Annotated in this window: 26 protein-coding genes; 12 read left to right on the forward strand and 14 right to left on the reverse strand. The window is 59.4% G+C overall.

Features of this window, described 5'->3' with window-relative positions; genetic code table 11:
* Window positions 1-92 precede the first annotated feature (92 nt).
* Window positions 93-2,489, forward strand: coding sequence for an ATP-binding protein (locus ACZ5WQ_RS06760; RefSeq protein WP_233049820.1), 2,397 nt, complete (start codon window positions 93-95; stop codon window positions 2,487-2,489).
* On the opposite strand, the gene ACZ5WQ_RS06765 is transcribed toward ACZ5WQ_RS06760, so the two are convergent.
* From ACZ5WQ_RS06765 to msrB, 3 genes are all read right to left on the reverse strand, one after another.
* Window positions 2,437-2,910 (reverse strand): MarR family winged helix-turn-helix transcriptional regulator, encoded by a 474-nt coding sequence (locus ACZ5WQ_RS06765; RefSeq protein WP_228247421.1) that lies wholly within the window; start codon window positions 2,908-2,910, stop codon window positions 2,437-2,439. The genes ACZ5WQ_RS06760 and ACZ5WQ_RS06765 overlap by 53 nt on opposite strands.
* The gene (locus ACZ5WQ_RS06770) at window positions 2,907-3,389 is read right to left on the reverse strand and encodes a glutathione peroxidase (RefSeq protein ID WP_172409681.1); all 483 of its coding nucleotides are present in this window, start codon (window positions 3,387-3,389) and stop codon (window positions 2,907-2,909) included. The genes ACZ5WQ_RS06765 and ACZ5WQ_RS06770 overlap by 4 nt, the downstream gene beginning before the upstream one ends.
* A 93-nt stretch (window positions 3,390-3,482) precedes the next feature.
* On the reverse strand, window positions 3,483-3,881 hold the full coding sequence (msrB, locus tag ACZ5WQ_RS06775) for a peptide-methionine (R)-S-oxide reductase MsrB (protein ID WP_335598694.1): 399 nt from the start codon (window positions 3,879-3,881) through the stop codon (window positions 3,483-3,485).
* A 142-nt stretch (window positions 3,882-4,023) separates the two neighbouring features.
* On the opposite strand from msrB, the gene ACZ5WQ_RS06780 reads away from it, so the two are divergent.
* The 3 genes from ACZ5WQ_RS06780 (at window position 4,024) to htpX (ending at window position 6,721) form a co-directional block, all read left to right on the forward strand.
* Window positions 4,024-5,235, forward strand: a complete 1,212-nt coding sequence (locus ACZ5WQ_RS06780) for a pyridoxal phosphate-dependent aminotransferase (RefSeq protein WP_088278048.1) — start codon at window positions 4,024-4,026, stop codon at window positions 5,233-5,235.
* Window positions 5,236-5,240: 5 nt separating this feature from the next.
* Complete coding sequence (locus tag ACZ5WQ_RS06785; RefSeq protein WP_464383421.1) at window positions 5,241-5,672, forward strand: hypothetical protein; 432 nt, start codon at window positions 5,241-5,243, stop codon at window positions 5,670-5,672.
* Window positions 5,673-5,827: 155 nt separating this feature from the next.
* The gene (gene htpX, locus ACZ5WQ_RS06790; RefSeq protein WP_464383422.1) at window positions 5,828-6,721 is read left to right on the forward strand and encodes a protease HtpX; all 894 of its coding nucleotides are present in this window, start codon (window positions 5,828-5,830) and stop codon (window positions 6,719-6,721) included.
* A gap of 104 nt (window positions 6,722-6,825) precedes the next feature.
* On the opposite strand, the gene ACZ5WQ_RS06795 is transcribed toward htpX, so the two are convergent.
* From ACZ5WQ_RS06795 to ACZ5WQ_RS06810, 4 genes are all read right to left on the reverse strand, one after another.
* Window positions 6,826-8,367 (reverse strand): hypothetical protein, encoded by a 1,542-nt coding sequence (locus tag ACZ5WQ_RS06795; protein WP_464383423.1) that lies wholly within the window; start codon window positions 8,365-8,367, stop codon window positions 6,826-6,828.
* Between the two features lie 162 nt (window positions 8,368-8,529).
* Entirely contained in the window at window positions 8,530-8,745 is a 216-nt protein-coding gene (locus ACZ5WQ_RS06800) for a TIGR02450 family Trp-rich protein (RefSeq protein WP_088273886.1), read from the reverse strand.
* 88 nt (window positions 8,746-8,833) lie between these two features.
* Entirely contained in the window at window positions 8,834-9,340 is a 507-nt protein-coding gene (locus ACZ5WQ_RS06805; protein WP_233049824.1) for a hypothetical protein, read from the reverse strand.
* Between the two features lie 88 nt (window positions 9,341-9,428).
* A complete protein-coding gene (locus tag ACZ5WQ_RS06810; protein WP_464383424.1) occupies window positions 9,429-10,586 on the reverse strand; it encodes an ATP-NAD kinase family protein in 1,158 nt (385 codons plus the stop codon).
* A gap of 81 nt (window positions 10,587-10,667) precedes the next feature.
* Here ACZ5WQ_RS06810 and ACZ5WQ_RS06815 point away from each other — a divergent pair, with 81 nt between their 5' ends.
* Window positions 10,668-10,856: a PA1571 family protein gene (locus ACZ5WQ_RS06815; protein ID WP_228247414.1), complete on the forward strand. Its 189-nt coding sequence runs from the start codon at window positions 10,668-10,670 to the stop codon at window positions 10,854-10,856.
* Here ACZ5WQ_RS06815 and pdxB read toward each other — a convergent pair.
* Entirely contained in the window at window positions 10,846-11,985 is a 1,140-nt protein-coding gene (pdxB, locus tag ACZ5WQ_RS06820) for a 4-phosphoerythronate dehydrogenase PdxB (protein WP_464383425.1), read from the reverse strand. The genes ACZ5WQ_RS06815 and pdxB overlap by 11 nt on opposite strands.
* A gap of 414 nt (window positions 11,986-12,399) precedes the next feature.
* Between pdxB and ACZ5WQ_RS06825 the strand changes: the two genes are divergently transcribed.
* Window positions 12,400-13,296, forward strand: a complete 897-nt coding sequence (locus tag ACZ5WQ_RS06825) for an alpha/beta fold hydrolase (RefSeq protein WP_228247412.1) — start codon at window positions 12,400-12,402, stop codon at window positions 13,294-13,296.
* On the opposite strand, the gene ACZ5WQ_RS06830 is transcribed toward ACZ5WQ_RS06825, so the two are convergent.
* Complete coding sequence (locus ACZ5WQ_RS06830; RefSeq protein WP_464383426.1) at window positions 13,293-13,832, reverse strand: elongation factor P hydroxylase; 540 nt, start codon at window positions 13,830-13,832, stop codon at window positions 13,293-13,295. The genes ACZ5WQ_RS06825 and ACZ5WQ_RS06830 overlap by 4 nt on opposite strands.
* Window positions 13,833-13,976: 144 nt before the next feature.
* Here ACZ5WQ_RS06830 and ACZ5WQ_RS06835 point away from each other — a divergent pair, with 144 nt between their 5' ends.
* Together ACZ5WQ_RS06835 and ACZ5WQ_RS06840 are read left to right on the forward strand one after the other, a co-directional pair.
* On the forward strand, window positions 13,977-15,368 hold the full coding sequence (locus ACZ5WQ_RS06835; RefSeq protein WP_269687157.1) for an MATE family efflux transporter: 1,392 nt from the start codon (window positions 13,977-13,979) through the stop codon (window positions 15,366-15,368).
* A 14-nt stretch (window positions 15,369-15,382) separates the two neighbouring features.
* Window positions 15,383-16,456, forward strand: a complete 1,074-nt coding sequence (locus tag ACZ5WQ_RS06840; protein WP_269687156.1) for a DUF3080 family protein — start codon at window positions 15,383-15,385, stop codon at window positions 16,454-16,456.
* 8 nt (window positions 16,457-16,464) lie between these two features.
* Here the strand turns inward: ACZ5WQ_RS06840 and tusA are convergent, their stop codons facing one another.
* Window positions 16,465-16,698, reverse strand: coding sequence for a sulfurtransferase TusA (gene tusA, locus ACZ5WQ_RS06845; protein WP_088273878.1), 234 nt, complete (start codon window positions 16,696-16,698; stop codon window positions 16,465-16,467).
* 130 nt (window positions 16,699-16,828) lie between these two features.
* Between tusA and ACZ5WQ_RS06850 the strand changes: the two genes are divergently transcribed.
* From ACZ5WQ_RS06850 to ACZ5WQ_RS06865, 4 genes are all read left to right on the forward strand, one after another.
* A complete protein-coding gene (locus ACZ5WQ_RS06850; RefSeq protein WP_088273877.1) occupies window positions 16,829-17,113 on the forward strand; it encodes an antibiotic biosynthesis monooxygenase family protein in 285 nt (94 codons plus the stop codon).
* Window positions 17,114-17,412: 299 nt separating this feature from the next.
* Window positions 17,413-18,297: a DUF4123 domain-containing protein gene (locus ACZ5WQ_RS06855; protein ID WP_464383427.1), complete on the forward strand. Its 885-nt coding sequence runs from the start codon at window positions 17,413-17,415 to the stop codon at window positions 18,295-18,297.
* A complete protein-coding gene (locus ACZ5WQ_RS06860) occupies window positions 18,281-21,682 on the forward strand; it encodes a T6SS effector BTH_I2691 family protein (RefSeq protein ID WP_464383428.1) in 3,402 nt (1,133 codons plus the stop codon). The genes ACZ5WQ_RS06855 and ACZ5WQ_RS06860 overlap by 17 nt, the downstream gene beginning before the upstream one ends.
* The gene (locus ACZ5WQ_RS06865; RefSeq protein ID WP_285676181.1) at window positions 21,682-22,443 is read left to right on the forward strand and encodes a hypothetical protein; all 762 of its coding nucleotides are present in this window, start codon (window positions 21,682-21,684) and stop codon (window positions 22,441-22,443) included. Before ACZ5WQ_RS06860 ends, ACZ5WQ_RS06865 begins: the two co-directional genes overlap by 1 nt.
* Before the next feature lie 42 nt (window positions 22,444-22,485).
* Here the strand turns inward: ACZ5WQ_RS06865 and ACZ5WQ_RS06870 are convergent, their stop codons facing one another.
* The 4 genes from ACZ5WQ_RS06870 to rlmM all read right to left on the reverse strand — a co-directional run bounded on the left by ACZ5WQ_RS06870 (window position 22,486) and on the right by rlmM (window position 26,700).
* Window positions 22,486-22,998 (reverse strand): flavin reductase family protein, encoded by a 513-nt coding sequence (locus tag ACZ5WQ_RS06870; RefSeq protein ID WP_228247759.1) that lies wholly within the window; start codon window positions 22,996-22,998, stop codon window positions 22,486-22,488.
* 171 nt (window positions 22,999-23,169) lie between these two features.
* The gene (locus ACZ5WQ_RS06875; protein WP_228247758.1) at window positions 23,170-24,198 is read right to left on the reverse strand and encodes a methionine synthase; all 1,029 of its coding nucleotides are present in this window, start codon (window positions 24,196-24,198) and stop codon (window positions 23,170-23,172) included.
* Window positions 24,199-24,226: 28 nt separating this feature from the next.
* Window positions 24,227-25,210 (reverse strand): DUF1852 domain-containing protein, encoded by a 984-nt coding sequence (locus ACZ5WQ_RS06880; protein WP_285676183.1) that lies wholly within the window; start codon window positions 25,208-25,210, stop codon window positions 24,227-24,229.
* Window positions 25,211-25,644: 434 nt separating this feature from the next.
* Window positions 25,645-26,700 carry a 23S rRNA (cytidine(2498)-2'-O)-methyltransferase RlmM gene (gene rlmM / locus ACZ5WQ_RS06885; RefSeq protein ID WP_269687151.1) on the reverse strand — a complete coding sequence of 352 codons (1,056 nt, stop codon included), beginning with the start codon at window positions 26,698-26,700 and terminating at the stop codon, window positions 25,645-25,647.
* Window positions 26,701-26,737: the final 37 nt, after the last annotated feature.

Here is a 26,737-nt window from a genome sequence, read left to right on the forward strand (position 1 = left end):
TCACTGTCACCACTACCGCTATAAAGGGCCATCACCCACCCGACAATTGCGCTAAGCTCAGCAAAGGACGCCACTGGAATCGACGCCCATTTATGGATATCCGCTTCACCAACCGACTGTCGTTCAAGCAGGCGCGCCTCAGCGTCCTCGCCGCCTTTATTCTCGGAACCCTGCTTAGTCTGATCCAGGTGGTTGTCGACTATCGCTCTGAGGACGCGCTGATCGACCAGGAAGTCCAAGCCCAGATCAACGTCAGTCTCAGCCCCGCCGCACGCATTGCCTACAACATTGATGCCGAGCTGGCGCTGGAGCTGGTCAACGGTCTGCTGGAGGCGCCTGAAGTCGTTCGTGCAGAGATTATCGACAACAACGGCATTGCCCTGGCCAGCGTCAGCCGTCCAATGGCAAACAGCGGCTATCGAGCCGTCAGCGACGCCCTGTTCGGTCGCCGCCGTGATTACTCCCAGCCCCTGTACGTCGACCATGCCCCCAGTGAGCTGCTGGGCCATCTGGTCATCGAAGTCGACACGTTCTACCAGGGGGCGAGCTTCCTGCGCCGCGCAGGACTCACGATGCTTTCCGGCTTCGTACTCAGCCTGGTGCTGTCGCTGATCCTCATGGTGCTGTTCTATGCCATGCTGACCAAGCCGCTTGTGCATCTGATCAATGACCTGCTGAACATGAAAACCGAGGGCGAGCGTAGCCGCCTGCCCTGTCCTGATGGTCACGAGCGGGACGAGATTGGCGCGCTGGTCGAGGTGATTAACCGTCAGTTGCAGAGCATCGATGTCAACCTGCGCCAGAAGCTGCGCGCCGAGGAGCGGCTGCGCAAGTATCTTGAGGAGCTGGAAAGCATCGTGGAATCACGCACCACCGAACTCCAGCACACCAATGCGCAGTTGCGCGAATCCAACCGGGAGCTGGAGGCCTCCCGCGAGGCAGCACTGGATATGGCACGCGCGCGCTCGGCCTTCCTTGCCAACATGAGCCATGAAATCCGCACACCGATCAACGGCCTGTTGGGAATGATCGGTCTGACCCTGGACAGCCCGCTCAACGAGGAGCAGCGCCAGCAGCTGTCTATCGCCTACGACTCGGGCAAGGTGCTGGTTGCGTTGCTCAATGACATCCTCGACCTGTCCAAGTTCGAGGCCGGCAAGCTGCAGCTGGAACAGATTCCCTTCGACCTCGGCGCTCTGCTGGAGGAAACGGCCAGCCTGCTTTCCCAGAACGCCGGCAAGCAAGACCTCGAACTGATCTGCGAAATCGACCCCAACCTGCCCGGACTGCTGCTCGGCGACCCGACACGCATCCGTCAGATCATCAGCAACCTGCTCTCCAATGCCCTGAAGTTCACCGAGCAGGGCCATGTCGCTCTGCGTCTGACGCTGGAGCGCAGCGACGGCGAGCAACGGCATGTCTGCATCAGCGTCAGCGACACCGGCATCGGTATTCCAGCGCAGGCAATCAACGAGATATTCTCGCCCTTCACCCAGGCCGACGCTCAGATTTCCAGGCGGTTCGGTGGCACAGGCCTCGGCCTGACCCTGTGCAAGAGCCTGACAGATGCGATGCACGGCGAACTCAGTGTCGAGTCGACACCGGGGCGCGGCAGCACCTTCAGCGTACGACTGCCACTGCTGCGCCATGAGCAGGCACCGCGCTATAAACGGCCACAGCCTTGCAGCGTACTGATCTGGAATCAGCGCGGCCACCTTCAGGGCGCCACACTGCAGCGCCTGCTGGAAAGCTGGCAAATGCGCTGCAAGCGTATCGACTACGAGCCAAGCGACAACTTCGCAGGGGACCTGCCGGCCGCCAGCTGCTGGCTGATCGACAGTCCACAGCTGGCCGAACGGCTACGGGACATCAGGCCGGATATTCCTCGCCTGCTCATCTGCAGCTACAGCCAGCAACTGGATCAGACGCGGGCCGAGGCCTGCCACGTTCGCCAGCAGGTCGCCACGCCGCCGGCGAGACATCGTCTGGCGCTTGCCATCGATGGCCTGTTCGAGGCTCAGCCTCGCAGCGAAAAAAGCAGCACCGAGCAGCAGATGGGCAACGGCCAGAGACTGCTGCTGGTTGAGGACAACGCTGTCAATCAGATGGTGGCCAAGGGCATGCTCAGCCGCCTGGGGTTCGAGGTGGACTTGGCCGAGCACGGCGAAATCGCACTCAGCAAACTGGCAGAACAGGATTACGCACTGGTATTGATGGACTGCAACATGCCGGTAATGGACGGCTACGAAACCAGCCGACGCATGCGCGCCGACCCGCGCTGGCAGCACCTGCCCATCGTTGCGCTCACCGCCAATGCGCTGCATGAGGACCGCCAGCGCTGCAAGGATGCAGGCATGGACGACTACCTGGCAAAACCCTTCAAGCGCGAAGATCTGCAGGCGGTACTGCAGCGCTGGCTGACACCGACAGACCAGGTTACTCCTGCAGCTCCCCAAGCAACTGATCCAGGCCCCGGCGCAGGGTCATGACCTGCTCGGCGCTCATGCCCGTGCTGCACATCAGCGCCCGAGGTACTTCACCGGCCTGCTCGCGCAGACGCTCGCCAGCCTCAGTGAGGCTGACCTGAAGCTGACGCTCATCGCCTCCCCTGACTCGCTCGCGTCGAACCAGACCCTGCGCCTCCAGGCGCTTGAGCAGCGGCGTCAGGGTCCCGGAGTCAAGCTGCAACCGCTCCCCCAGCGCCTTGACACCGGGATGCGCGGGCGGCTGCCGTTGCCACTCCCACAGCACCAGCATGACCAGATACTGCGGATAGGTCAGCCCCAGCGGCTCCAGCAAGGGACGATAGGTCCGCATCAGGGCCCGCGAAGCGGCATACAGGGCAAAGCAGAGCTGGTTATCCAGTGCCAGCAGATCGTCCAGCTCATCAGGGTTACGCGCTGCACTCACGACAACAACGCCTCGATATCCGCACGCAGCTCATCGGGCGCAGTGGTCGGCGCATAGCGCTTGACCACCGTGCCCTGGCCATCAACCAGAAACTTGGTGAAGTTCCATTTTATGCCCTTGCTGCCCAGCAGGCCCGGAGCCTGCCTTTTCAGTTCGACAAACAGCGGATGGGCATTGCTGCCATTGACCTCGACCTTTTTAAACAGCGGGAAGCTGACACCGTAATTGAGCTCGCAGAACTGGCTGATTTCATCGCTGCTGCCGGGCTCCTGGGCGCCAAACTGATTGCACGGGAAGCCGGCGACCCGCAAACCGCGATCCCGATAGTCCTGCCACAACGCTTCAAGGCCCTTGTACTGGGGGGTAAAACCGCACTTGCTGGCGGTATTGACTACCAGGTAGGCCTTGCCGCCCAGCTCTGCCAGGGAAGAGTCGCGGTTGTCGATTGTGGTGCAGGGTATGTCCAGCAACTTGCTCATGATGGCTTCCTTGAAAAACAGGACTGAAATGGAATGTTCACCCGCCAGCCTAGCCACAAATAACTTTATGTCAACAAAATTGCACACAACTAATCATGCTTCGCGCGGCTCCAGCCGCAGGCAAACCGAGTTGATGCAGTAGCGCAGCCCGGTCGGCGGCGGACCGTCCGGAAACACGTGCCCCAGGTGCGCATCGCACTGGGCGCAGGTCACCTCGATACGGTTCATGCCATGACTGAAGTCCTCGTGTTCCTCTACAACCTCAGGACGTACCGGTTGGTAATAGCTCGGCCAGCCGCAGCCGGCATCAAACTGGGTATCGGTGTCAAACAGTGCGGCATCGCAGCAGATGCAGTGGTATACCCCGGGGGTGGTATTGCGGTAGTAGGCACCGGTAAACGGGCGTTCGGTTCCCTTCAGGCGACAGACCTGGAACTGCGACTCGGACAACTGCTCGCGCCACTCGGATTCACTCTTGCTGATCTTGTTCATGAATTCACTCCGGATAACCGTAATCGGGCTTTCACACTCGCCCACGCAAGACGTATGATGAGCGCTTTACGCGCGCTCAGGGAAGTCTCCAATCGCCTCCCCGACACATCCCACCCAGCCCTGGATCGACAAGGTAAGCATCATGCAGGTTAGCAAGTCCAACAAATTGGCCAATGTCTGCTACGACATTCGCGGGCCCGTTCTGCGGCACGCCAAGCGCCTCGAGGAAGAAGGTCACCGCATTCTCAAGTTGAACATTGGCAACCCTGCACCCTTCGGTTTCGAGGCGCCGGAGGAAATCCTCCAGGACGTCATTCTCAACCTGCCAACCGCCCAGGGCTACAGTGACTCGCGCGGCCTGTTCTCGGCGCGCAAGGCGGTGATGCATTACACCCAGACCAAGAACATACCGGGTGTCGGCATTGAAGACATCTACCTTGGCAACGGCGTATCCGAGCTGATCGTGATGGCCATGCAGGGTCTGCTCAACAACGGCGACGAGGTGTTGATCCCGGCCCCGGACTATCCGCTGTGGACCGCTTCGGTCAGCCTCTCCGGCGGCAAGCCTGTGCATTACCTGTGCGACGAACAGTCAGACTGGTATCCGGACATTGAGGACATCCGCAGCAAGATTACTCCCAATACCCGAGCCATGGTCGTCATCAACCCGAACAACCCGACCGGCGCGGTGTACCCACGCGAAGTGCTTGAGCAACTGGCCCAGGTCGCCCGCGAGCACAACCTGATCCTGTTTGCCGACGAGATCTACGACAAGATCCTGTACGACGGCGCTGTCCACGAATCACTGGCGGCAGTCGCCCCCGATGTGCTTTGCCTGACGTTCAACGGTCTGTCCAAGTCCTACCGGGTTGCCGGCTTCCGTTCCGGCTGGATGGTTATCAGCGGCCCCAAGCAGCACGCCACAAGCTATCTGGAAGGCCTGGAAATCCTGGCATCGATGCGTCTGTGCGCCAACGTGCCGGCTCAGCACGCGATCCAGACGGCTCTCGGCGGCTACCAGAGCATCAATGACCTGATTCTGCCCGGCGGCCGCCTGCTGGAACAGCGTGACACCGCCTGGGAACTGCTCAACGAGATTCCCGGCGTCAGCTGCACCAAGCCCAAGGGCGCGCTGTATCTGTTCCCGCGCCTGGACCCCAAGGTCTACCCGATCCATAACGACGAGAAGTTCGTGCTCGACCTGCTGCTGCAGGAAAAGATTCTGATCGTCCAGGGTACCGCCTTCAATTGGCCATGGCCTGACCACTTCCGCATCGTCTCTCTGCCGCGCAAGGACGATCTGGAAATGGCGATTGGCCGCATCGGCAACTTCCTCAAGAGCTACCGGCAGTAAGCCCCGTGGCAGCGGATCTTCATATTGAGGACTTCCACCAGGATGTCGCGCGCATCCTGGTGGCGCTGTACAACCGTTTTCCGCAACCGGGCAGCCTGTTTGTCGTTGATCTGATCGGCGAACATGAACCCGATGCATTTGGCGTTCCCGCACCACGACACATGGCCTGTTTCAGCACCATGCTGTGGCTCGCCCAGGAAGGGCTCCTGCGCTACACCGACACTATCCGCCAGGAAGCGATTGATCAGTGCTGCCTGACCGAACGCGCCTTCACCCTGCTCTCTGCACCTGACCCGCAACGTTTGCAGGCAGACCTGCCAGCCAGTGTCGCACGCCAGCGAGCGACCCTTGCCCAACGCCTGCGCGATGCCCTGCGCAGCGGCTCTGGCAACGAAATCTTCGACGCCGTTCAGCAGTGCTTTCGCCGTCAATCGTGACCCATCGCAGCGGAACCCGCTCAAGACACGTTTTGTCATAGAGTCGTCGTTGAAAGACACGGGCTTTCGCCCAATATAAGCCCCATGTAAATCGCCCAAGCCTTGAGCAGGCGTCTGCAACACCCGGTTTTCATTCGATAGGATTAGATACCCCCATGATGCGAATACTGTTGTTTCTGGCTACCAACGTAGCAGTGATTCTGGTTGCCAGTGTCACCTTGAGCCTGCTGGGCGTTGGCAGCGTCCACGATGGTCAGGGTGGCATGAACCTGCAGTCGCTGCTGATCTTCTGTGCCGTATTCGGTTTTGCCGGCTCCTTCGTTTCGCTGTTCCTGTCCAAGTGGATGGCCAAGCGCAGCACCGGTGCCCGCGTGATCGAACAGCCACAAACCCAGCAAGAGCGCTGGCTGGTAAGCACCGTTGAAGAACTGGCGCGCACCGCCGGCATCGGCATGCCGGAAGTGGCGATCTTCCCATCCCGCGCGCCAAACGCGTTTGCCACCGGCTGGAACAAGAACGCGTCGCTGGTTGCCGCGTCTGAAGGCATGCTGCAGCGTTTCAGCCCAGCCGAAGTGAAAGCGGTTATGGCCCACGAGATCGGTCACGTCGCCAACGGTGACATGGTCACCCTGTCGCTGATCCAGGGCGTGGTAAACACCTTCGTCATGTTCTTTGCCCGCATCATCGGCAACTTCGTTGATCGCGCGGTATTCAAGAACGAAAGTGACGGCCCCGGCATCGGCTACTTCATCGCAACCATCTTTGCCGAGCTGGTACTGGGCATCCTCGCCAGCATTATCGTCATGTGGTTCTCCCGTCAGCGTGAGTTCCGCGCCGATGCCGCCGGGGCCCAGCTGGCTGGTGCCGGTGCCATGATCGCAGCGCTGGAGCATCTGAAAGCCGAGCAAGGCATTCCGGTTGAGCTGCCCGGCGAGATGACCGCCTTCGGTATCAACGGCGGTCTGAAAAATGGTCTGGCCGGTCTGCTGATGAGTCATCCGCCGCTGGATGAGCGCATCGCTGCGCTGCGCGCCGGTAACTACCGCTAAATCGTCAGACGGCTAACAGAAAGGGATCGGGTGCTTCACCTGATCCCTTTTTTTGTTTCAAACCTCCACCCTGTCTGGCGCCATTAAGGCAACGACAATCCCGCTCAGGGATCACCCAGAAGCGTCTCGAAGTCAGGGTCATTTTCTGTCTTGCAAGCCGCACGCTGCGAAGCAACGTTCGCTTCATCAGCCGCCAGCCGGGCCAAAAACGCCTCGTCGATTCGGGTCGCTGGAACCGCCAGTGCCGATGCAGAATAGCTGCCGGAAAAACCGCTCAGCGACACACCCGTCAATCCCTTCAGCGCACTCAGCGTAGGCCCCAGGCTCCCCCCGGAACAATGAAAAGTCCCAGCAGTACAACTGCACTCCGCACCCACGCGGTAGGACCCGATCCGGGACTTGGCCGGCAATCTGAGCAGTGATTCGGGCAGGTCGCCATCCAGCCTGGAGCCAGGCTTGTAGGCGCCATAGACAACTGCCCTGACGTCGACACCAAACGGGTTGGACAAATGCCACCTGACCGGACTGTAGGAGCTCAGGACCAGCGCGACCGCCCCTTGTGTGTGCTCCAGGTTCAGCACGATGGACATATCCTGTGCGCTGCTCTCATAGACACCGGCGTAATACAGGGTCACATCTGCAGGTAGCGCCTCGCCCAGGCGTGCGCGAATCTCACTGGCCTCAAGATAGGTCTGCTCGCTGCTGATGTCCACGTTGAACTCGGTGGTATGCCAGTTGTTGACGTACTCGACCTCCAGCTTGTGCACACCCGGCTCAAAGCGATACAGCACCGACTGATCGGAGCCGCCCTCATAGAGCACCCGACCATCAATCAGAACGCGTGACTTGGCCCAGCTCTGACTGACCGAAATCCGCTTTACGGTCGGCTCCTCAAACATGAGGTTGCCGACCCAGTAGCCACCGAAGTCGCCCGATTCGATGCCATGGAAGTCATCCCGAATATAGTTGATCGCGATGTTATCCACGGTCTCTGTAGCAATCACCTGCTGCGGTTGCCTGGTATTGATATAAAAAGCCTGAAACCGCCCGGTAGGGATGTCTCCAGAGGGATTCAGGCGCGCTCCCCAGGTAGTAGCCGCAGACACAAGATCGCCTGCGGACTTGATGATCCGGGCGGACTCTTGGCGGCCAGCGGCCGACATCGCGCCGCCCCGCCGCTCCTGTTGATAGGCCGCATCCGCCTTGCTGCAATCAAGCTGATAACCATACTGCGGCAATCGGCTCTGGTAGCTGCATTGCTCGAGATACGCGCCAAACTGGCCCTGATAGGCGTCTGCCCCTTCGCTCAGCCCTGTCGGGTAAAGTCCGCTGCGCTGGTGCACCGCTTCAAGGTGCTGAAGAACATCACGCGACACCAGCCCCCTGTTGCGCCGCTGATTTGCCTCCGGGCCGAACTCCAGGCGGTAGCTTTCTATTCGCGCTGCTCGCTCCGTCAAGGCATCGGTAGCCGCAGCGGTGTGCAGATACTGATCCTCGATCCGATCGAAGGCCTGAAGTGCCAGCGCAAGCTCACCTCGATCCCAGTCCTGAATAGCATGGTTGAGCAGCGTGCGGGCCTCCTCCTCCGAATTGGAGCAGGCGGACAACAGCGGCGGTAACAAGACTGCCAACAGCCATTTTTTCATAGTGCCATTCCTTAGCGTGTACCCACCGCCTGTGAGCTGATGAGCCTGATGATGCGCAACCGCGTGAGGCAGCGGCTGCCAGATTGCTGTTCACAACACCGACGCGGCCCCGCTGCCAGCAGCCTACGCCAGCGCAACGGCCATGTCATGCGCCGCGAGACGTCACTTCCAGCCTTGCAGCCACCTGGCGTCGTCCTTCAGCTCACGCCAGTCAATCTGAGCCTGACGCTTGGAAAGGACCGCCTCGATCTCGCAGCCAATTACCTGCCCTTCCTCATCGACCTCAACGTCGGTAATCATGAAATGCTTTTCCCGGTTGACCGGCGCAACCGCCGTCCACTTGCTGTGGAGAAGCTTCTTCGGATTTATCCTGTTCACGTTTCATACCTCATTGACTGACGCTGCGGATTGGGCAGGCCCGGAACCGGCTAAAGCGAGTTTAACGCGCAGCCTGCCAGCCCTTGGGTCAGGGAACCAGAAAAAAATCATGAACGGCGTTGTAGACATACATCTCGCTGAACCGACCGTCGTGTTGCTGGCGTACCGCAGCAAGCACTTTGACAATCTGCGTAATTTCACGCTCGAACACAAACGGCGAGTACAGGCCGACCAGCAGAATGCCCGCGCCGCTCGCCTCGTATATATCGGTGATGGAGGCCTTGGCGTACTTCTTCTCCACGACCGCGACCACCTCCTCGGCAAAGTTTTCATCCGGGTTGACAGTCATCCCGCGTCCGGCCGGGATGTACTCCACATCATCGGCGGCAAAGCTGGTCAGGCTCCGGGCAAAATCAGCACCGATAAAGGCATCGGTAATCTCGATCCAGCAGGGTGAGCCGTCAAGGACAACGATAGCGTCCGGCGGATCGGGATAGTCGAGAATCTCCAGACTGCGCCCGCTCCCTTCGAGATAACGCTTGAAGGAGCGCAGCACACTCTGCTCGTGGGCCTTTTTGATATCGCGTCTGTTCATTACCACCCTTCAGGATAAACAACGACGTCGGCAGCACGATGGCGCCAGCAGCATCGCTGACCGCAGCCCGGACGCGCCCTATCTTGCCTTACTCCGCCTTCCAGTTCACCGGATAGAGCATTTCCTCACGATACCCGCTGAGTACCCGACGCAAGCCGCTCAGTTCACTGTCGAGCGAGCTGTCACCGGTATCGACCAGAAAGGGGCGTCCGGCAAGGCTGCGCAGCTTGGTTTTGGTAGCGACCACCAGCAGGTTATCGAGCCCGACAGCGCGGATGATCCGCGGTGACAACTGCTGGTTGCCGCGCCCGAGAATATGGCCCTGACCACCGATGGCGGTCACCAGAATGCGCCAGTCGCCGCCCTGCTCGACCAACTTCCAGAGCTGCTGCTCGGTCGCATCACGCAGGATCACCTCACCGTCGCGCAATACATCGACGCCAAGCAGAGTACCTTCGAGCCCCATGGCCTCCAGCAGGCCCAGCGTGGTTGAGCCGGGGCCGAGGATCCAGCCTGTGCCATCTTCCTGCGCTTCCTGCAGTCCGGCTGCGATATCGTCCAGTACCAGGGTTTCCACTTCCCGGCCGCCCTGCTTGACCTGCTGGACGAAACGCCCCTCCTCAGGCACCGATAGCTCACCATAATGCCGGGTACGCACCTGACCGTTGCGAAATGCCTGCTCGTCGATGTCGCGCACATCCGCTTCACGCAGCCGCACCAGCTCGCCCTGCACCAGCAGCGCGACCAGCTCACCGGCAGCGCGCGGATTGACCGCATACACGCCGGAATGAATCTTGACCCCGGCCGGAATACCCAGCACCAGCTGACGCCCGTCGAGCTGGTTGCATATGTTGCGTGCAGTACCGTCGCCGCCGGCAAACAGCAGCAGGTCCACACCCAGCTCGCTCATCTGCCGGGCAATGGTTTCAGTGTCTTCAGCGGATGTTTCCGGTGGGCAAGACAGCGCCCCGACCACCTCGCAGTCAAAGCCCATATCAGTCAACAAATCGGCGCCCATCACCCCAGGGGCAGCCAACAGCCGGATGCGATCACGCAGCGGCAGCAGCGACTCCAGCGCCTGCCTTACCCGGCTGTGCGCCTGCGGTTCAACGCCCATTGCCAACGCCTGCTCGGCTACGCCATCGGAGCCCTTGAGCGCCGCACGACCGCCCACCCCCGCCAGCGGGTTGATAATCAACCCCAGACGAAAACGGGTGTTGTGATGTTCTGCTATCGGGTTTTCCATGTCACAAATCCGTCATGGCAATGCCATATCCTGCGTTCAGCTGCCAATGCGGCTGAACCTGACTGATAACGGGAGACAACCATGAACGTGCCTGCCCTGAAACCGTGTCGTGAAACCGCCGAGATTCTGCTGCACCCGGCTCACTGCGTCGGTGGTTTTATCATCGATGAAGCCGGTCGCGAAGTCGCCATTACCGAACAGATGATCCAGCACGCCTGTGAGCAACTGGACCGTCAGTGGGTGGCAGCGCAACCGCGCTTCAAACACTGAATCCGGCGGCCGCCAGCAGCGCGGCCTGCCCTTCCCCATCCGCCTGCAGAATCCTTACCTGCGGGCATTCGCGGCGCAGCGGATACTCCTTGCGCAGCGCATCAAAAGCAGCCCCGGTACTCTGACCCGCCAGCGGCATCATCACCGCCCGGAACCGGGCGTCATCATCGCGCACGTCGTACACCTGGCGCAGCGCCTTTTCCAGCAGCCACTGGGCCGGCGTCTCGGCACTGAACTGCAGCTGCGCACAACCGGCCTCCGGCGCCAGAACCTGTAACGTCAGCCTCGGCTGCTCGCCACGGTGCCGACACAGAGCCTGATAGATCAGCTCGGTGCCACGCAGTTTGCCATCCAGACTGTAGCCGGCAATATGCGGCGTTCCCAACGCACACAGCTTGAGCAACGCGGTATCGACCTGCGGCTCCAGCTCCCAGACATCAAGCGCCACCTGCACATCGGGGCGTTCAGCCAGCAGCACAGACAACGCATGATTGTCGATCACCGGGCCGCGGCTGCTGTTGATCAGCCAGGTCCCGTGCTGCAGGGCCATCAAACGGGGCGCATCGATCAGATGCCAGGTTGCATCCGGGCCGTTGCGGGTCAGCGGCACATGGCAGCTGACCACGTCTACCTGCGTCAGCAACGCATCCAGGTCGACAAACCCCGCCTCACCACGGGCGGCCCGCGGCGGATCGCACAGTACACACTCCACGCCCAGCGCGCCAAGCGTTGCCGCCAGACGACTACCCACTTCGCCAACACCAACGATACCCACCCGGCGCTCACGCCACGGCAGGCCAGTTCGTTCCGACAGGGTCAGCAGACAGCTGAGCACATACTCGACCACACCGCGCGCGTTGCAACCGGGCGCACTGGCAACCTGAATACCGGCCGCAGCCAGCCCCGGCAAATCCAGATGATCGGTGCCAATGGTGCAGGTACCGACAAATTGTACCGGCGTGCCCTCGAGCATGGCGGGGTCAACCCGCGTCACCGAACGCACCAGCAGCGCATCGGCGTCCAGCAGATGCTCACGGCGGATACTGCGCCCGGGCAGCGTCGTCAGCCGGCCTTGATCGGCAAAGAAGGCCTGCAGCAGGGGAATATTTTCGTCGGCAACGATATGCATGAGCGGGGCACCTGACAGAGGGGACGCGGGCATTGTCGAGCGTTGGTGGCTGCGCTGTCCACCTGGCTGCGCATTTTGTCGCCTTGTTGCAACAACTGCTTGCACCGAGACAACGCCGCTGCTTAACTGAAACTCACAGTCCGAATGTGACTTTTCGGTCTGATAATGATTCCAAGCGTTTTTTTGAGGCACTGCCTCACCTTGCAGGACCTGCCTGAGTAACGGGAGCACCGACGCACAGCCCACTGCGCCGCACCCGGAACTGTCCTCACCACCCTGTCGCCATAACCACAATCACAGCGGTCGCGCATCGCGCCTGCCTGGCGATTTTGCTTGTTTACGGCCATTTGCCTGCAACTGCCCTGTATGACCCGCCAGCGCGGCCGGGTCCAGCCAATTCCGGAGACAGGGAATATGAAAGCAGAACACAACGTTGTAGAAACACTGGGGCTATTTCGCATCCACACCCACTATTACGCGAGCCCGGCACCGCGCGGTACGGTCATTCTGGTCAACGGGTCTCTGGCCACCACAGCCTCGTTCGCGCAGACGGTGCGCTACCTGCAGCCGCACTTCAATGTGGTGTTATTTGATGAGCCGTACGCGGGCCAGTCAAAGCCGCTCAACAGCAACCGGCGGCCGATTACCAAGGAGCAGGAAGCCGGAATCCTGCTGGAGCTGATAGAGCATTATCAGGCCGACCACCTGATGTCGTTTTCGTGGGGCGGCGCCTCGGCCCTTCTGGCCCTGGCCCAGCGCCCGGCGCGGATAAAGAAGGCCATCGTGCTGGCATTTTCACCGATGATCAATTCGGCCATGCGTGACTATCTCGAACGCGGCATCGACCTGCTGCTCAACGCCGAACGCCGCCAACTGGGCGAGCTGCTCAACTCGACCATTGGTGAATACCTGCCCTCGCTGGTCAAACGCTTCAACTTTCGTCACATCATCAGCCTGGAAGAGCACGAATACCATCAGATGGCGTTCCACGTCAGTCAGGTACTGACCCAGGATACGCGCTGCTATCTGCGCGGCAGCGCCGATATTGACGTGCCAATCCTGTTTATCAACGGCGACCGGGACCGCTATACCAGCGTCGAGGACGCCCGCGACTTCAACCGCTACGTGCGTCGCAGCAGCTTTGCCACGATACAGGGCGCCGGGCATTTTCTGGATATGGAAAGCCGCGAAGCCTGGATTCAGACCCGCGATGCGGTGCTGCAGTACCTCGCACCGGATGCCCTCGTCGCCACCGAGCCAGTTGAGCTACACAGGCCGCGCGGTGCGCAGGTCATACCGATGACGGTCTAGGCTGCAGCCACTTCGGAGAATAGCCCAGGGTCGAGCAGGCGTCCCGGCTGGTAGGCGTCGAGTAACGCCTGAGCAAACCGGGTCGGACGCTCGCCCATGCCCTGTTGCAGGTACACCTTCGCCTGCGCATGCACCTTGGCGCGGAAGGGCCCCGGGTCGGTCTGCTCGCCGTTAAGGTTGTCGGTGCTCACGTCAAAGCGATGCCCGGCAGCCAGGCAAAAGATCATTTCCAACGCCTGCGGTTTGACCTCGACGCTCTCGAAGGTGCGCTGCTGCTCAGCAGTGCGGCCATCCGGCGCGTACCAGTAACCAAAGTCCGGCATCAGTCGACGCTCCGGCCCGGCAACACACCAGTGCGCAACCTCATGCAATGCGCTGCGAAAGTAATCTCGGGTAAACAGGATACGGTGGAGCGGATGCGACGCATCGGCCGGCAGGTACTCGGGCTCCGGATAGCCGCCCAGCAGACAGGTATTGAGGTCGGCGAGAAAACACTCGTCGAACAAACGAATCAGGTCCTGACAGTCGTGATGCATGCTGAAAACCAAGGGTACTGAGTGACTGGGTGCCAGGGCTCGAACCGGCCCCGGGCGCAAGGCCGGAAAGCACCGTGACGGTGCAGCTGGACAATACGCCGTAAATTGCTAGCATGGGCGGTTTTTACGTCAGGTCCGGCCAGAATGACCAGTACTCCCCCCCTGCCCGCTCGGGCGCGCATTGTAACAGAACTGCGCGCCCTGATTGCGCTGGTGCTCCCGATCATCGCGGCGCAGCTGGCACATACCCTGCTGGGCTTTGTCGACACCGCCATGGCCGGGCGCGTCAGTGCCGAAGCGCTGGCAGCGGTGGCGCTGGGTAACTCATTCTGGATTCCGACCCTGCTGTTTCTCACCGGGGTGATGATGATTGTCACCTCCAAGGTTGCTGCCGCCAATGGGGCCGGTCGTATCAGTGAAACCGGTGCGCTGGTGCGCCAGGGCGCCTGGCTGGGGCTGATGATCGGCTGTGGCTGCATGCTGTTTCTCAACCTGATGCGACCAGTGCTGGGCTGGATGGAGGTCGATCCGCAGCTGGTCCCGGTGACCCTCGACTACCTGCTGGCCATCTCCCTCGGCTTCCCGGCGGTCGGCGTCATGCTGGCTCTGCGCGGGCTGAGCGACGGTCTCTCACGCACCAAACCGGCCATGCTGATTGGCTTCATCGGACTGCTGATCAACGTCCCCGCCAACTATGTGCTGGTCTACGGCAAATTCGGCTTTCCGGCCATGGGCGCGGTCGGCTGCGGCGTCGCCACGGCGATCGTCATGTGGGCGATGCTGGGCTGCCTGCTGGTGCACCTCAGGCGCGCATCGTTCTATCAACCCTGCGGCCTGTTCGAGCGGTTCGACTGGCCCAAGGCGCGCACCCAGGGCGAGCTGATAGGCTTGGGCTTCCCGATCGGCATCGCCTTGTTTGCCGAAACCAGCATGTTCGCAGTAATTGCCCTGCTGATTGGCAGCCTGGGTGCCATTGTAGTTGCCGCTCACCAGGTCACCCTGAACTTCACCTCGCTGGCATTCATGGTGCCTTTCAGTCTGGGGCTGGCCATTACCGTACGCGTGGGCCACAACCTGGGGCGCGGTGGCGCCCGTGCCGCCATGCTGGCAACCAAGGTGGGTCTGGTGCTGGCACTGCTGTTTGCCGCCATCGCGGCCATCATCATGTTCACCCTGGCCAGGCAGATTCCGCTGATCTACACCCAGGATCCGCAGGTACTGGCGCTGGCTTCCAGCCTGTTTGTGCTCGCTGCGCTATACCAGTTCTCGGATGCGGTGCAGGTGGCCTGCGCCGGCGCGTTGCGAGGTTTTCAGGACACCCGTCTGCCAATGCTGCTGACCATGATCGCCTACTGGCTGATTGGCCTGCCGACCGGTTACGTGCTGGGCCTGACCGACTGGCTGGGTCCGGCCAGAGGCCCGGCCGGCTTCTGGATCGGGCTGATTGTCGGCCTTAGCAGCGCCGCCCTGTTCCTCGGCCTGCGCCTGCGGGCGGTCAGCCGCAAACCCGTTTACCAGCACGGGCTTCAACACTAGGGCATACTGGCGTCATGCGCTCATCGCCCGTATTGCTTGTTCTGCTGTCCATCGCCGCGCTCTGTGTCGGCTGCCAGCCTGTGCCCGATGCCGAGCAGCAAATGGACAATTATCTGAGCCGCGTCGCACGCGTGCTCAAGCAGGAGTTCATCCCGTTTGATGCCAACCAGCTCAGTCAGTACCGGCTCGCAGAGCGCCGTGACCGGCTCTACGACATCCCCGCCGAACGCATCAGCCTGCTCGATCTGCTGATCGATGTGCATCAATGCAAACCACTGCAGCAGCGCATTGCCGAACGCAACAGTGTGCTGGGCAAGGTCATGCCCTGGAGCAGCCGTCTGGGCTACGAGGGTGAGCTGCTGCGCGCGCTGGACAGTTGCCGGCAAAGCCTTGCAGACGACCCGCCGCAGCAGGAGCTGCTGACCGAGCTGAGCGACATCGCCGAGCGCAAGCGCAGCCAGTTGCCAGCGGTATTCTGGAACGCGATCAACGCCAGCAGCGAGGCAGAGCATTATCTGCGCTTTGCCACCGAGCCGCTGCCGGTGACCAGCGCCCCCCTGACCGACGAGGCGCTACCGGCACTGCAGCAGCTGACGGCGATTGGCAGTGCCCTGCCCGAACACCTCCCCCCGCCAGTTGGCGAGCTGGATCCGCTGTTCCAGGCACTGCAACGCAGTCAGCGCAGCAGCCAGCTGATTACCGCGCTAGCGCAAACCCGACACGGTCTCCAGCAGGCCACCGCGATGCTGCGAGCACAACCAGCAACCTATTTGTGCCCGATGAGCCAGCCATCAGAGCGGTCGAAGATTCTGCTCAACGTCTTTGTGTTGTTCTACGCCGGCGAGATCCAACCCTATCTGGCGCAACTGCAACGGCTCGGCGAGCCCTGGGCCGCGCAGATCAAGCAATTACGTGCTGTTGCGCACATTCCACCCGCCACAGCGCAGGCGCTGGATCGTCTGGCGGGTAATCCAGAGGCGTTGTGGGATAGCTACCGGCAGGCCGTCGATGAACACACTCGCGCCTGGCAGGACGTGCTTGGCGCCTGCCAGTCCGCACCCGGGCAAGCCGGCTGGCAGACGCCCTGAGGCGCGGCTCAGCCAGCCTTGCGAATCAGGTAATGGAAGATGCCACCAGTCTCGTGCTGCTCAACCAGCTCGTGACCGAGAAAACTGCAAAAACGCGGGATATCGCGCTGGGTGGACGGGTCGGTCGCAAGCACCTGAAGCAGCTCACCGGCGGCCATATCGCGCACCGCGTTGTGCAGCATCATGACCGGCTCGGGGCACATCAGGCCCTGGGTATCGAGAGTAGCGGTGGCATCAGACATGGGCAGGTCCCGCAGCAGAAAACGCCGATTATCCCGAAATGCCACAGCGCTTGCCAGACGCAGTCTGTCGGCCGAAACTGGGAGGGAAAGTCGTCAAGACGCAACACCCCGAAACGGGTAAGGAAAAAGCATGATCAAGGTGTTGATTGAAAGGGATATCGCAGAAGGTCTGGAAGTACCCTACGAAGAAGTCGCGCGGCGCGTGCTGTCGGCGGCCATCCAGTCGCCTGGGTTCATCTCGGGTGAGTCGTTCCGTGATCTGGAGCATCCCAACCGGCGTGTGATCATGGTGACCTGGCAAAACATCCGCTCCTGGGAGCGCTGGGAAGAGTCGGAAGCCCGCCGCGACGCCATCAGCAAGTTTGCTCCCATACTGCTGGAAGAAGAGCGCATCACCCTGCTTGAGCCGCTGTAACACGCTCAGCACAGCGATCTACCACGCCAGAGAGCATCCGGGCGACTCTGGCGTGACGCCTGAATCAACGCATTTTTGTCAGCAAATGCGCACTGCCTCCAATTTTTCCGCGCTTCCCGCAGCCATCGTCTGTCGATCCCCCTAAGCTTTAGATTCCGGCCTGAGACCTTCCGCTCGGGCGCCGCATGGATCGCACTGCAAGGAACACGGATGTTCTCCCTAACTGCCACAGTACAGTCTGCTCTGTACCTGGATGGCATCAACCAGGCGCACAATACGCAAACAGCCGGTATCGCGACATGATGCATCGATACCTGCTGGTCGACGGTGCCCGTTATCACAATGCCCTGGCGCGCCTGTATGCGCGCAATGAGGTACTGGAGGTCGAGCCGCTTTACTTCGACTCCCCCTGGCACAGCGCAGCCGATCTGGGCCCGCTGCTGATAAGCACCGATCCGGCTTCTGCACTTTTTTATGAAATTGAAACCAGCGCAGAGCTGCGCGCAAGCGCTGCGGTGCTTGAAAGCCGGGCGCTTGCAGATGTCGTCGCCAGTCATCTTCGGCGTTTCAATCAGGTCACTGACGTTTCCGGCGCCAAAATCCTGCTGCGTTATGCCGACCCACAGGTTGCCTGGTTCTGGCTGCACAGCTACGACGCCGACGCCCTTTCTTCTGTTATGGGGCCAATCACCCGCTGGCGAATCGCAGTGGCACCCAGCGCCCTGCTCCCTCAACAGCCGCCGCGCTGGCACGATTTCGCCTCTGCGCGACCGGCAGTGCAAAGCGGCCTGCCCGCTGGCCTGCTCGGCCACCCACAGCTGTCAGCGCTACAGCAAGCCTATCAACAGCAACTGAAAGAGCGTCTTTACCGCTGGCTGCAGGAAAACCACCAAACCGCGCTATCAGCATTACCCGAACAGACACGGGACAACTGGTTCAACGCCCGGCTCGTGGATGCCGAGGGCTTTGGCCTGAGCACCGAGCGCAGCATCGCCATCTGGTGCGAACTGGCCCTGCGTGACGGCAGCGACTTTGCTGGCAATCCACAGGGGCCGTATCGACGATGGCTAGCCCGGGCGCCGAAGGAGCTGCCGGCGACACCCGACCAACGACTGCAGCATTACTACCGCGACCGCGCAACCGCGCCAATCAGGGATGATGAAACCCATGACCGTCCTGCATAGGGAACTCGCATTACTGGAAAGCCTCTGGGCCGCCTTCGAAGACAAGCCCGCCAGCGCCACCGCCCAATGCCCCCTGCAGCAGCGAGAGATTGCCATCTTCCCGGTGCGTTACGCGATTGACGAGGCCGCGGACAGTCCGGACCAGCCTGGCCCCAACCCCATTCCGCCACACTGGCAGGGCCACCAATCGCTGCCCGAGCTGAACCGGCGCAGCTATACCCTGAGGCAACTGCGCGACGGCTGGCTGTATGTGATCGACCGCACCGCCAATACCCAGGACGAATACCAGATAACCGGCTCTCGCTTCAGCAAGGTCGCCAGCAGCACCGCCGCTGCGGGCCAGGCACTTTCCTGCTCAAATGGCGTGAGTCATCTGCTCTACCCACGCCAACACCAGCTGTATATCGCCTACTCAGCCGAGCGGTGGACCGCCTGGACACACGAGCGCATGCAGGCCCCCGCCAATCAGGCAAACTGGATGCGTGGACTCGATCTGGCCACCTATGCCAAAACGCTCTCGGCACCCCACTGCGCCCCGCTGAGGCACTTGGGCGAGACAGTCGCCGATATCGACACCGGCACAGCCGTGCCCGGCCAGCGCTTCGACAGCACCACGCTGCCCACACAGGCCACAGGTGAAGACGCCACATACAAACCGGCCCTGGGCAGCAACACCGTGCTTGCCAGCGTACCCGACCAGGACTCCGCCCTGTTCATCGCGCTGGACGATCATCTTGGCATCCTTGATGACCTCGGCATGCAGAGCGCCGGACCGGCGCTCGAACTCAGCCAGTTCGAAGAGCAACACCTGCACAAGCTGACCATAGCTCAACATATCGAACTGCTGGCCGGTGTTGATTTCTCTCTACTGGAGTCAGAGATGGGGCTGTCACCAGAAGCCTTTCACGCCTTCAAACAGAAGGCGCAGGACTATCTCACTGCCAAGGCGCGCTACCTGAAGGAATTGAACAGACCAACGGACGGAATCAGCGCATTCGCCGCGGGCCAGACGTTAGAACAGCACCAGCAGCAACTGATTAGCGGATACGGTCAGGACGCACCGGCCAAACTGGACGGTCTGGTTGAACAATGGGGCACACGGGAAACCCTGCGCGATCAGGTGCGCTTTGAGGAATCACAAACCTTCACGCTGGAAAAAGCGCAAGAGCTAGAGGGTATACAGGCCAGACTGACGCCCTGCCTGCAAGACCTGATCACCTGGCTGAAGCGGATTGGTCCCGATCCGCTGGGCCTGTTCCTCGATCAGACGGACGAAGAGCAGTGCCTGAGCCTGATCAACCACGCCGACGCCTGGCTCTCCTTCCTCGCCCATGATCAACAGGCGCAGCAATGGGTAATTGAGGACTACGCCACCCCCAAAACGCTGATTGGTCTGGCCAACTACAACTTCGACGCAGAGCTCGCCTCAGGTATCGAGCAACTGGCCAAGGAGTTCGTCGAAGAGTACGGCATATCCCTGGCGACCAGTGCCTCCGTCGCCAAGCGCACACAGGAAATCAGCGACGTCCTCAGCAACGAAACCATCCGCAACAGCGCGATCTTTCAGCGCCTGAGCAGACCAGCGCAGAAAGCCTACGAAACGTTACTGCGCGTGGCCGCCGCCAACTACGAAAAAACCTGGCAAGCATTCGAATTCAAGCTGCTTCCCGCCATCAGCAGCCGTCATGCCCCGCGCTGGAAAACCATTGCCTACGCAACCATCTCGGTATCCATACATAGCCAGATCAACGAAACCCGCCCGTTTTTGCTGATTGACAGCGAATATCAGCAGAAGCAAGCCGCCTGGATGCGCAAGGTCACGCAACTAACCCGCCGAATAGACGCCCAGACCCGCGTGGTAACAACCGGCAGAACCCACGACCGCATGGCAGCGACAAGAGACGTCCACCAACTCAAACGCCAGCTCGACGCCCTCATGCTGGAGATGCCAAACAAGGTTCTGGCCAGCGGCGAACTCAATACCCAGACCCTGCGTACTCATACCGAGCACCGCACCTACTCCATACAGACCCTGGTCCGTGCGGAGCTGGCGCAACAGCTGGAACTGAAAGCGCGAGACTATGGCGCCTACCTCAAGCGGGTAAACGAATGGACAAAACGCAACGCCGCCCAAGGTCTCGCCGCCCTGGTCACCGTCCTCAACATCTGGAACTTCCACGAGGCCATGACCGCAGCCGGCACCAGCGGCGAATGGAACCGACAAGACCAGTTGGCAGTGAGCACGGCAGCCAGCAGCATGCTGGCGAGCTTGGCCACCATGGCGTTGATACCGGCGTGGTCGAGAATCAATGGCCTGGTGGGAAACGCACAAACGGTCTCAGGAAAAGCGCAAGTCATCCGCCTGACCAAGGCAGCGACAAAAACGTGGACAAGCGGCTTGCAGTACAAAGCGTTGTTCAAGAGCTTTGCTATACGAGCAATTGCTGTGTCTGCGCTTTCTGTTATTGCCGCGGCAGCCGAATATTTTCAGGTGCAAGAAGAAATAGGTGGTGCAGAATCTGAAGATCGGAAAAATGCATTGCGGGCCAAGCTATTCATCACGGCCGTCATTGGAGCGGTTGCAGCTTTTCAATTAATGACCTCCGCTGCTACCTGGCTAGGAGTGATGTCTGCCAGCCTTACTATTGCCCCGTGGATGGTTATCGCATTAGCGATGCTGGGCATGGCTCATCTAATCATTTCGCTAATTTCAGACTCATTGAAGCTGGAGGGCTTCAAGCTATGGCTTTACCGCAGCAGTTGGGGCAAAGCGAGCAATCCTTACTGGCCGGACACCGAGAAGGGAAATGCAGACGAGCTAAGAGCCTTGCACGAGGTATTGCTGCGCCCCACCGTTATTGCCAAAACACTGGAAGACGGTGTTTGGCTAAAGCTGATTTTCCCTCCTAGCATCGCCGGACACACGGCAAGCATCCACCCGACGATGGTTACAGAAGGAAACTGGTTTCGCTCCGACAGAGAAGCCAGCTACCGCGCGGGCATGTACTCGGGCTATATGTCAGAGGGCCGCTGGATCGAACTTAACGAGCTTGGAGAATGGGCTTCCCTTGGGGCCCGCAATCAGCCAAACAAAGTTTGGCCTATCTACCAGGCGACTGACTGGCGTATCTGGCTCGTCCACATACCACGTTCCCGTGGCATGGACCGACTCGATATCAGCATCAAGTATCCACCTGCTGTACTGCAACGCCCCGACAATCTCGGCTACCGATTCAGCATCAACCTGGCCGGAATACAGGAGGGCACGTTGCATGAGAATCCTTACGTAAAAAATCGGCAAGTCGAACCGGCTAGTGTTGCCACATCTCCATCTGGGCCAGTGAAAGCACATTCAAATTCCGGTTTCAATCTGGGAGTCATTTAATGAGACGGACCTCATGGCGCAAAACAGCAGAGCTTTCAAAAAAGATGGAGTGGAAGCACTCCGAAGAAGGCGTTCTATTGACATGGACAGTCAAGGCTATTGACAAGAAGATACTGGCATTCGACGGGATAGGAATTATCTGCATCATAGGAGCGTCGCTTTGCATCGCGTTGTATAGCTATTTTTTTAACGATGCTTTTGAAGTCGATATATTCTGCGCGACTGCCGCATTCATGGGCTTTTTTTTCTACAAACACTCCATGCAAAAAACAGTCTTCGTCTATCGCGCAACCTCCAACCACCTTGAGGTGTGCCGCTGGCAAGACATTCCTGACATGGTGTTTATCTTTATACGCGTCATCCCTTTCGTGATGATCGGGATTGTCCTGATGCTATTGATCAGCAACCCGGCGCTATCCATTGCCGCATTGGCCGGCCCAGCTTTGGTGGGGATCGGACTGGCCTCGGTGGGTGGCGACTCGAGCTACCAAACCTACTGGCAGGACTTTCAGCAGGATGACTATCTGTGGAGCGAGGTGCTGGAGGCGATGCTGGACGCCGAGCAAGGCCTCATCGTGCTAACACTGGCCTACGAACTGCCTGCGGAGTTGGCCGCCCAAATAGAAAATCCGGAGCAGTTCACCAGCCAGGATGTCCGACTGTACTTCCGCAAAGACCAGCAGGCCGAAGTGATTGCCATGGTCAGGAGCCGGATACCGCACATCGAACTTACGCCGGGCAGGCAGATATACGAATTTTGATGAGCGCAACCATTAACAGACTCACCAGCAAGGCAGAACCCGTCAATCACCCGGAATGCTGGCAGGCAGTGAATGATATTGCCCCTTGAAATACAGCAGCGGCTCGACAGAAATAGCCTCTTCCAGGCTTAACGCCTTTACCTTGCCAATCACGATCAGATGATCACCCGCGATGTGTTCAGCATGGATTTCGCAATCCAGCCAGTGCAGGCTGCCGTCGATGACAGGATTTCCCAAAGGTGAGTTCTGCCACTCAACGCCGAGCCACTTGTTCGCGCCCTGCCGAGCAAACCGGTTGGATATGCTGACCTGATCGCCGGACAGGATATTGACCGCGAACCGACCCGCGCGGCGAATCTTGGGGTAGCTGTACGAGTCGGACTTGACGCTGAAAGAGACCAGCGGCGGGCTCATCGATACGCTGTAGAACGACTGACAGGTAAAACCAATCGGCTCGCCATCGACGTTTGAGGTGATGACGGTGATACCTGAAGCATAGTGCCCAAGAGCTTCGCGAAAGCGCAGGGGGTCTATGGTGGAGCTGGGAACAGACATGGCAGATCCTGAAATCAAAAATCCAGATAGAGCGTGACTGGAGAGGCTGACAGCAATATGTCAGGCGGCGAACCTGAGCCGGGGTCTTTCCAACCCCAGCCCATTACCGGCAGCGTGATTGATCTACACGTTCAATCATCACCGCACGCACGCCACTACATCCTCCAATTGCTAGGCAAGGAGCTCCTGGCGAACAATTTCCGCGCCGGCGCTCAAGGCGCTCAGCTTCCCTCTGGCCAGCTCTCGAGACAAAGGCGCCATGCCGCAGTTGGTGCACGGATAAAGCTTGTCTGCATCAACAAACTGCAGCGCCTTGCGCAGGGTGCTGGCAACCTCCTCCGGTGTTTCTACCGTATTGCTTGCCACATCAATGGCGCCCAACATCACCTTCTTTCCGCGGATCAGTTCAATCAGGTCCATCGGAACATGCGAGTTTTGGCACTCCAGCGAAATCATATCAATCCTGGATTTTTGCAGTTTGGGGAACGCTTCTTCGTATTGGCGCCATTCCGAGCCCAGCGTTTTTTTCCAGTCGGTATTAGCCTTGATGCCGTAGCCATAGCAAATGTGAACCGCCGTTTCACATTTCAGACCTTCTATGGCTCGCTCCAATGTGGCAACCCCCCAGTCATTCAGTTCATCAAAGAACACGTTAAAAGCAGGCTCATCAAACTGAATAATGTCGACACCTGCGGCCTCGAGTTCTTTGGCTTCCTGATTGAGAATCTTGGCGAATTCCCAAGCCAGCTTTTCGCGGCTTTTATAGTGCGCATCGTAAAGCGTATCAATCATGGTCATGGGCCCTGGCAGTGCCCATTTGACAGGTTGATCCGTCAGTTGCCGTAAATAGATTGCGTCCTCAACAAACACAGGCTTCCGGCGAGCAACCGAGCCAGTGACAGTCGGCACACTGGCATCGTACCGATCACGAATCCGGACAGTTTCCCGCTTCGCGAAATCGACTCCATCGAGATGCTCAATAAAGGTGGTTACGAAGTGCTGACGAGTTTGTTCACCATCACTCACAATATCGATGCCGGCGCATTGCTGCTCATGCAGTGACAGACGCAATGCATCGCGCTTGCCATCGCGCAGCGCTTCACCCTCAAGCTTCCAGGGTGACCACAGCTTCTCCGGTTCCGCAAGCCAGGATGGTTTGGGCAGGCTGCCCGCAGTTGACGTAGGTAATAGTTTATTCATGGTAAATCGTGCCGTGAATCCTGGTTATTTAAAGAGAGCAACTGGCAGACCACTGCTCAAGCAGATCCCGATAAGGCTTGATAAAACGCTCTTCAGCAAACTTCCCCTGCGCAACAGCAAGCTCGCTGCGTTCCTTTCGGTCATAGACAATGCGGGTCAGTGAGTGATCCGGATTTTGCAAGTTGGGTTGATAGCACTTCCCGGCAGCAGCGTTCGCGTTATATATCTCGGGCCGATAGATCTTCTGGAAGGTTTCCATGGTGCTGATGGTGCTGATCAGCTCCAGATCGGTGTAATCGTTAAGCAGGTCTCCGAAGAAGTAGAACGCCAGCGGTGCAACGCTGTTTGGCGGCATAAAATAGCGGACAGCCAGCCCCATCTTCTTAAAATACTGCTCAGTTAACGAAGACTCATTTGGTTCATATTCAAAGCCCAGAACAGGGTGCTGGTTTCCCGTCCGATGGTAGATCTTGTTATCCGAAACACTCAGGCAGATCACGGGCAACTTCTTGAAGTGCTGTTTATACGCACCTGAATCAACAAAATACTTGAATAACTTGCCGTGCAGATCGCCAAAATTGGCGGGCACGCTGAAGCCGGACTGCCCCTTGTTGTGATCCGGCAACACTACGCTAAAGTCGTAATCGCGCAGGTACGATGAAAAGTTGTTGCCAACGATCCCTTCAATGTATCTGTCAGTCTTTTTATCAAGGATATTGGTTTTCAATATCTCGATAGCAGGAAAGCTGTCAGCAGCCCCTGTTGCCTCGAGCGTCATTTCAACAGAAATAATTTCCAGCTCGATTGCGTACCGTTCGCCCTTGGGATTATCCCAATGTGCCAGCGCGTTGAAGCGGTTATTAATCATCCTCAAGGCGTTGCTCAGATTCTCCTGGCGATTTTCACCACGCGCCAGGTTGGCGAAATTGGTTGTTATCCGCGTGCTGTCGGAGGGGTGGTAATGCTCATCAAAGGGAATGCTTTTGATGGCAAACTCAAACTCGGTATTCATGGCAGTCGGTATCCTGACGTCTGGAAACCCCTGAGTGCAGCAACAGCCCATCAGGGGTTCTAAATTTCCTTTTCCGGTGCATACACCAGGGAACAGATGGCAGTTTAAGTCAGCCTTAAATTGAGAAAAACTGAACGTATTTCACCGATGCATTAGTTAAACTCATAATGACAAAAATACCCTGACAGGATCCCCGCCAGAGCCGGGGGGGTCTGCCTGGCGCCGCGATGTCTGAGCGGATATGCGCCCCGCACCGGAAGCAAGCAATCGCGCAGGGTGAACGAATCAGGGGCAACACTGCCGGCAGGGCAATACGATAGCGATGCCGTCGGTAGATCGACGGCAAGGCTCTGAAGCGTCGCAAACCGGCTGCAGCCTCAATCTATGACGGCAGGCAGGGCTTCTCGCAGGCGGCGCGACTGAGGAAATCAGGCCTAACGCAACACTCGAATATGGCAGGTAACTTCTTCACGGTCGGTATAGAGCTGCTTGCAGGCAACTTCTGCCCTGATGCCGGCCGCCTCGAGCGCGTCCTGAATATGCGCCAGGCACTGGACCACCTCCGGATAGCGCTGCTTCATTGGCAGTTTGAAGTTGATGATCAGTTCGCGGCAAAGTTTCTGGGTAATCCATTTGGCGGCCAGGGCGCTGCTGCGGGCGGGCTTGTCGACGATGTCGCAGACCATCCAGTCAACAGTGCGTTTGGGCTTGTACATGTAGCCGTCGGCCTGCACGTGCTCGACCTGTCCGCTGTCCATCAGGCGGCGATCCATTGGGCCGTTGTCGACGGCAATCACCTTCATCAGCCGGTTTACCAGCTGCCAGGTCCAGCCGCCGGGGGCGGCGCCAAGGTCGACCGCTGTCATGCCTGCCTTCAGGCGCACGTCCCAGTCATCACGCGGGATAAAGTGGTGCCACGCCTCTTCCAGTTTCAGCGTCGAGCGGCTCGGCGCTTCTTTCGGTACGCGCAAACGGGGAATCCCCATCGGCCAGGGCGCGCCATTGTCAGCCCAGGACCAGCCAACAAACACCTTCTGGCCACTCTCGAAGCACAGGTGCAGGCGCGGCAGCTCAGTCTTGTTCGGGCGCACAAACCGGGTTTTGGTCAGCGCGCGTTCGAGCGGCCCCTTGAGCTTTTTGGTAAGCGCCGCGAGCGCCTTGCCATCATTGGTATCGGCGGTTTCCAGCCAGATCAGCGAGGCAATCGGGCCCTGGGCACAGGCGGTAATAATGGGGCTGACGCGATCTTCCGGATCGAGATCGACCCAGTTGCCCAGCGCCCACTGACGAACGAAGATCAGTTGCTGGAAATCAATGGCCCGCATCAGCTGCTCGGCATCGCCCGTCTCCGGACAGACAAAACGCACCAGCGCGCTGCCGTCACGGGTCACGGGGTAGCCGGCAATGCCCTGCTCGTTAGCCAGTTCCTGCATTTCCGCAGCGGCTTCGCCCTCGAAGCCTGGACGGCAATGTAGTAACAGTTCCTGCATGATTCGCTCCCGAAAGGTAATGGGGCGCTACTCTACA

It is taken from the genome of Halopseudomonas sp. T1L2 (assembly GCF_055397385.1).

What these genes read in the sequence shown, in the direction of transcription:
- ACZ5WQ_RS06760 (WP_233049820.1), top strand. Translation starts at nt 93, where the DNA reads ATGGATATCCGCTTCACCAACCGACTGTCGTTCAAGCAGGCGCGCCTC.
- ACZ5WQ_RS06770 (WP_172409681.1), bottom strand. Translation starts at nt 3,389, where the DNA reads ATGAGCAAGTTGCTGGACATACCCTGCACCACAATCGACAACCGCGAC.
- msrB (WP_335598694.1), bottom strand. Translation starts at nt 3,881, where the DNA reads ATGAACAAGATCAGCAAGAGTGAATCCGAGTGGCGCGAGCAGTTGTCC.
- ACZ5WQ_RS06780 (WP_088278048.1), top strand. Translation starts at nt 4,024, where the DNA reads ATGCAGGTTAGCAAGTCCAACAAATTGGCCAATGTCTGCTACGACATT.
- htpX (WP_464383422.1), top strand. Translation starts at nt 5,828, where the DNA reads ATGATGCGAATACTGTTGTTTCTGGCTACCAACGTAGCAGTGATTCTG.
- ACZ5WQ_RS06795 (WP_464383423.1), bottom strand. Translation starts at nt 8,367, where the DNA reads ATGAAAAAATGGCTGTTGGCAGTCTTGTTACCGCCGCTGTTGTCCGCC.
- ACZ5WQ_RS06805 (WP_233049824.1), bottom strand. Translation starts at nt 9,340, where the DNA reads ATGAACAGACGCGATATCAAAAAGGCCCACGAGCAGAGTGTGCTGCGC.
- ACZ5WQ_RS06810 (WP_464383424.1), bottom strand. Translation starts at nt 10,586, where the DNA reads ATGGAAAACCCGATAGCAGAACATCACAACACCCGTTTTCGTCTGGGG.
- ACZ5WQ_RS06815 (WP_228247414.1), top strand. Translation starts at nt 10,668, where the DNA reads ATGAACGTGCCTGCCCTGAAACCGTGTCGTGAAACCGCCGAGATTCTG.
- pdxB (WP_464383425.1), bottom strand. Translation starts at nt 11,985, where the DNA reads ATGCATATCGTTGCCGACGAAAATATTCCCCTGCTGCAGGCCTTCTTT.
- ACZ5WQ_RS06825 (WP_228247412.1), top strand. Translation starts at nt 12,400, where the DNA reads ATGAAAGCAGAACACAACGTTGTAGAAACACTGGGGCTATTTCGCATC.
- ACZ5WQ_RS06830 (WP_464383426.1), bottom strand. Translation starts at nt 13,832, where the DNA reads ATGCATCACGACTGTCAGGACCTGATTCGTTTGTTCGACGAGTGTTTT.
- ACZ5WQ_RS06835 (WP_269687157.1), top strand. Translation starts at nt 13,977, where the DNA reads ATGACCAGTACTCCCCCCCTGCCCGCTCGGGCGCGCATTGTAACAGAA.
- ACZ5WQ_RS06840 (WP_269687156.1), top strand. Translation starts at nt 15,383, where the DNA reads ATGCGCTCATCGCCCGTATTGCTTGTTCTGCTGTCCATCGCCGCGCTC.
- tusA (WP_088273878.1), bottom strand. Translation starts at nt 16,698, where the DNA reads ATGTCTGATGCCACCGCTACTCTCGATACCCAGGGCCTGATGTGCCCC.
- ACZ5WQ_RS06850 (WP_088273877.1), top strand. Translation starts at nt 16,829, where the DNA reads ATGATCAAGGTGTTGATTGAAAGGGATATCGCAGAAGGTCTGGAAGTA.
- ACZ5WQ_RS06855 (WP_464383427.1), top strand. Translation starts at nt 17,413, where the DNA reads ATGATGCATCGATACCTGCTGGTCGACGGTGCCCGTTATCACAATGCC.
- ACZ5WQ_RS06860 (WP_464383428.1), top strand. Translation starts at nt 18,281, where the DNA reads ATGACCGTCCTGCATAGGGAACTCGCATTACTGGAAAGCCTCTGGGCC.
- ACZ5WQ_RS06865 (WP_285676181.1), top strand. Translation starts at nt 21,682, where the DNA reads ATGAGACGGACCTCATGGCGCAAAACAGCAGAGCTTTCAAAAAAGATG.
- ACZ5WQ_RS06870 (WP_228247759.1), bottom strand. Translation starts at nt 22,998, where the DNA reads ATGTCTGTTCCCAGCTCCACCATAGACCCCCTGCGCTTTCGCGAAGCT.
- ACZ5WQ_RS06875 (WP_228247758.1), bottom strand. Translation starts at nt 24,198, where the DNA reads ATGAATAAACTATTACCTACGTCAACTGCGGGCAGCCTGCCCAAACCA.
- ACZ5WQ_RS06880 (WP_285676183.1), bottom strand. Translation starts at nt 25,210, where the DNA reads ATGAATACCGAGTTTGAGTTTGCCATCAAAAGCATTCCCTTTGATGAG.
- rlmM (WP_269687151.1), bottom strand. Translation starts at nt 26,700, where the DNA reads ATGCAGGAACTGTTACTACATTGCCGTCCAGGCTTCGAGGGCGAAGCC.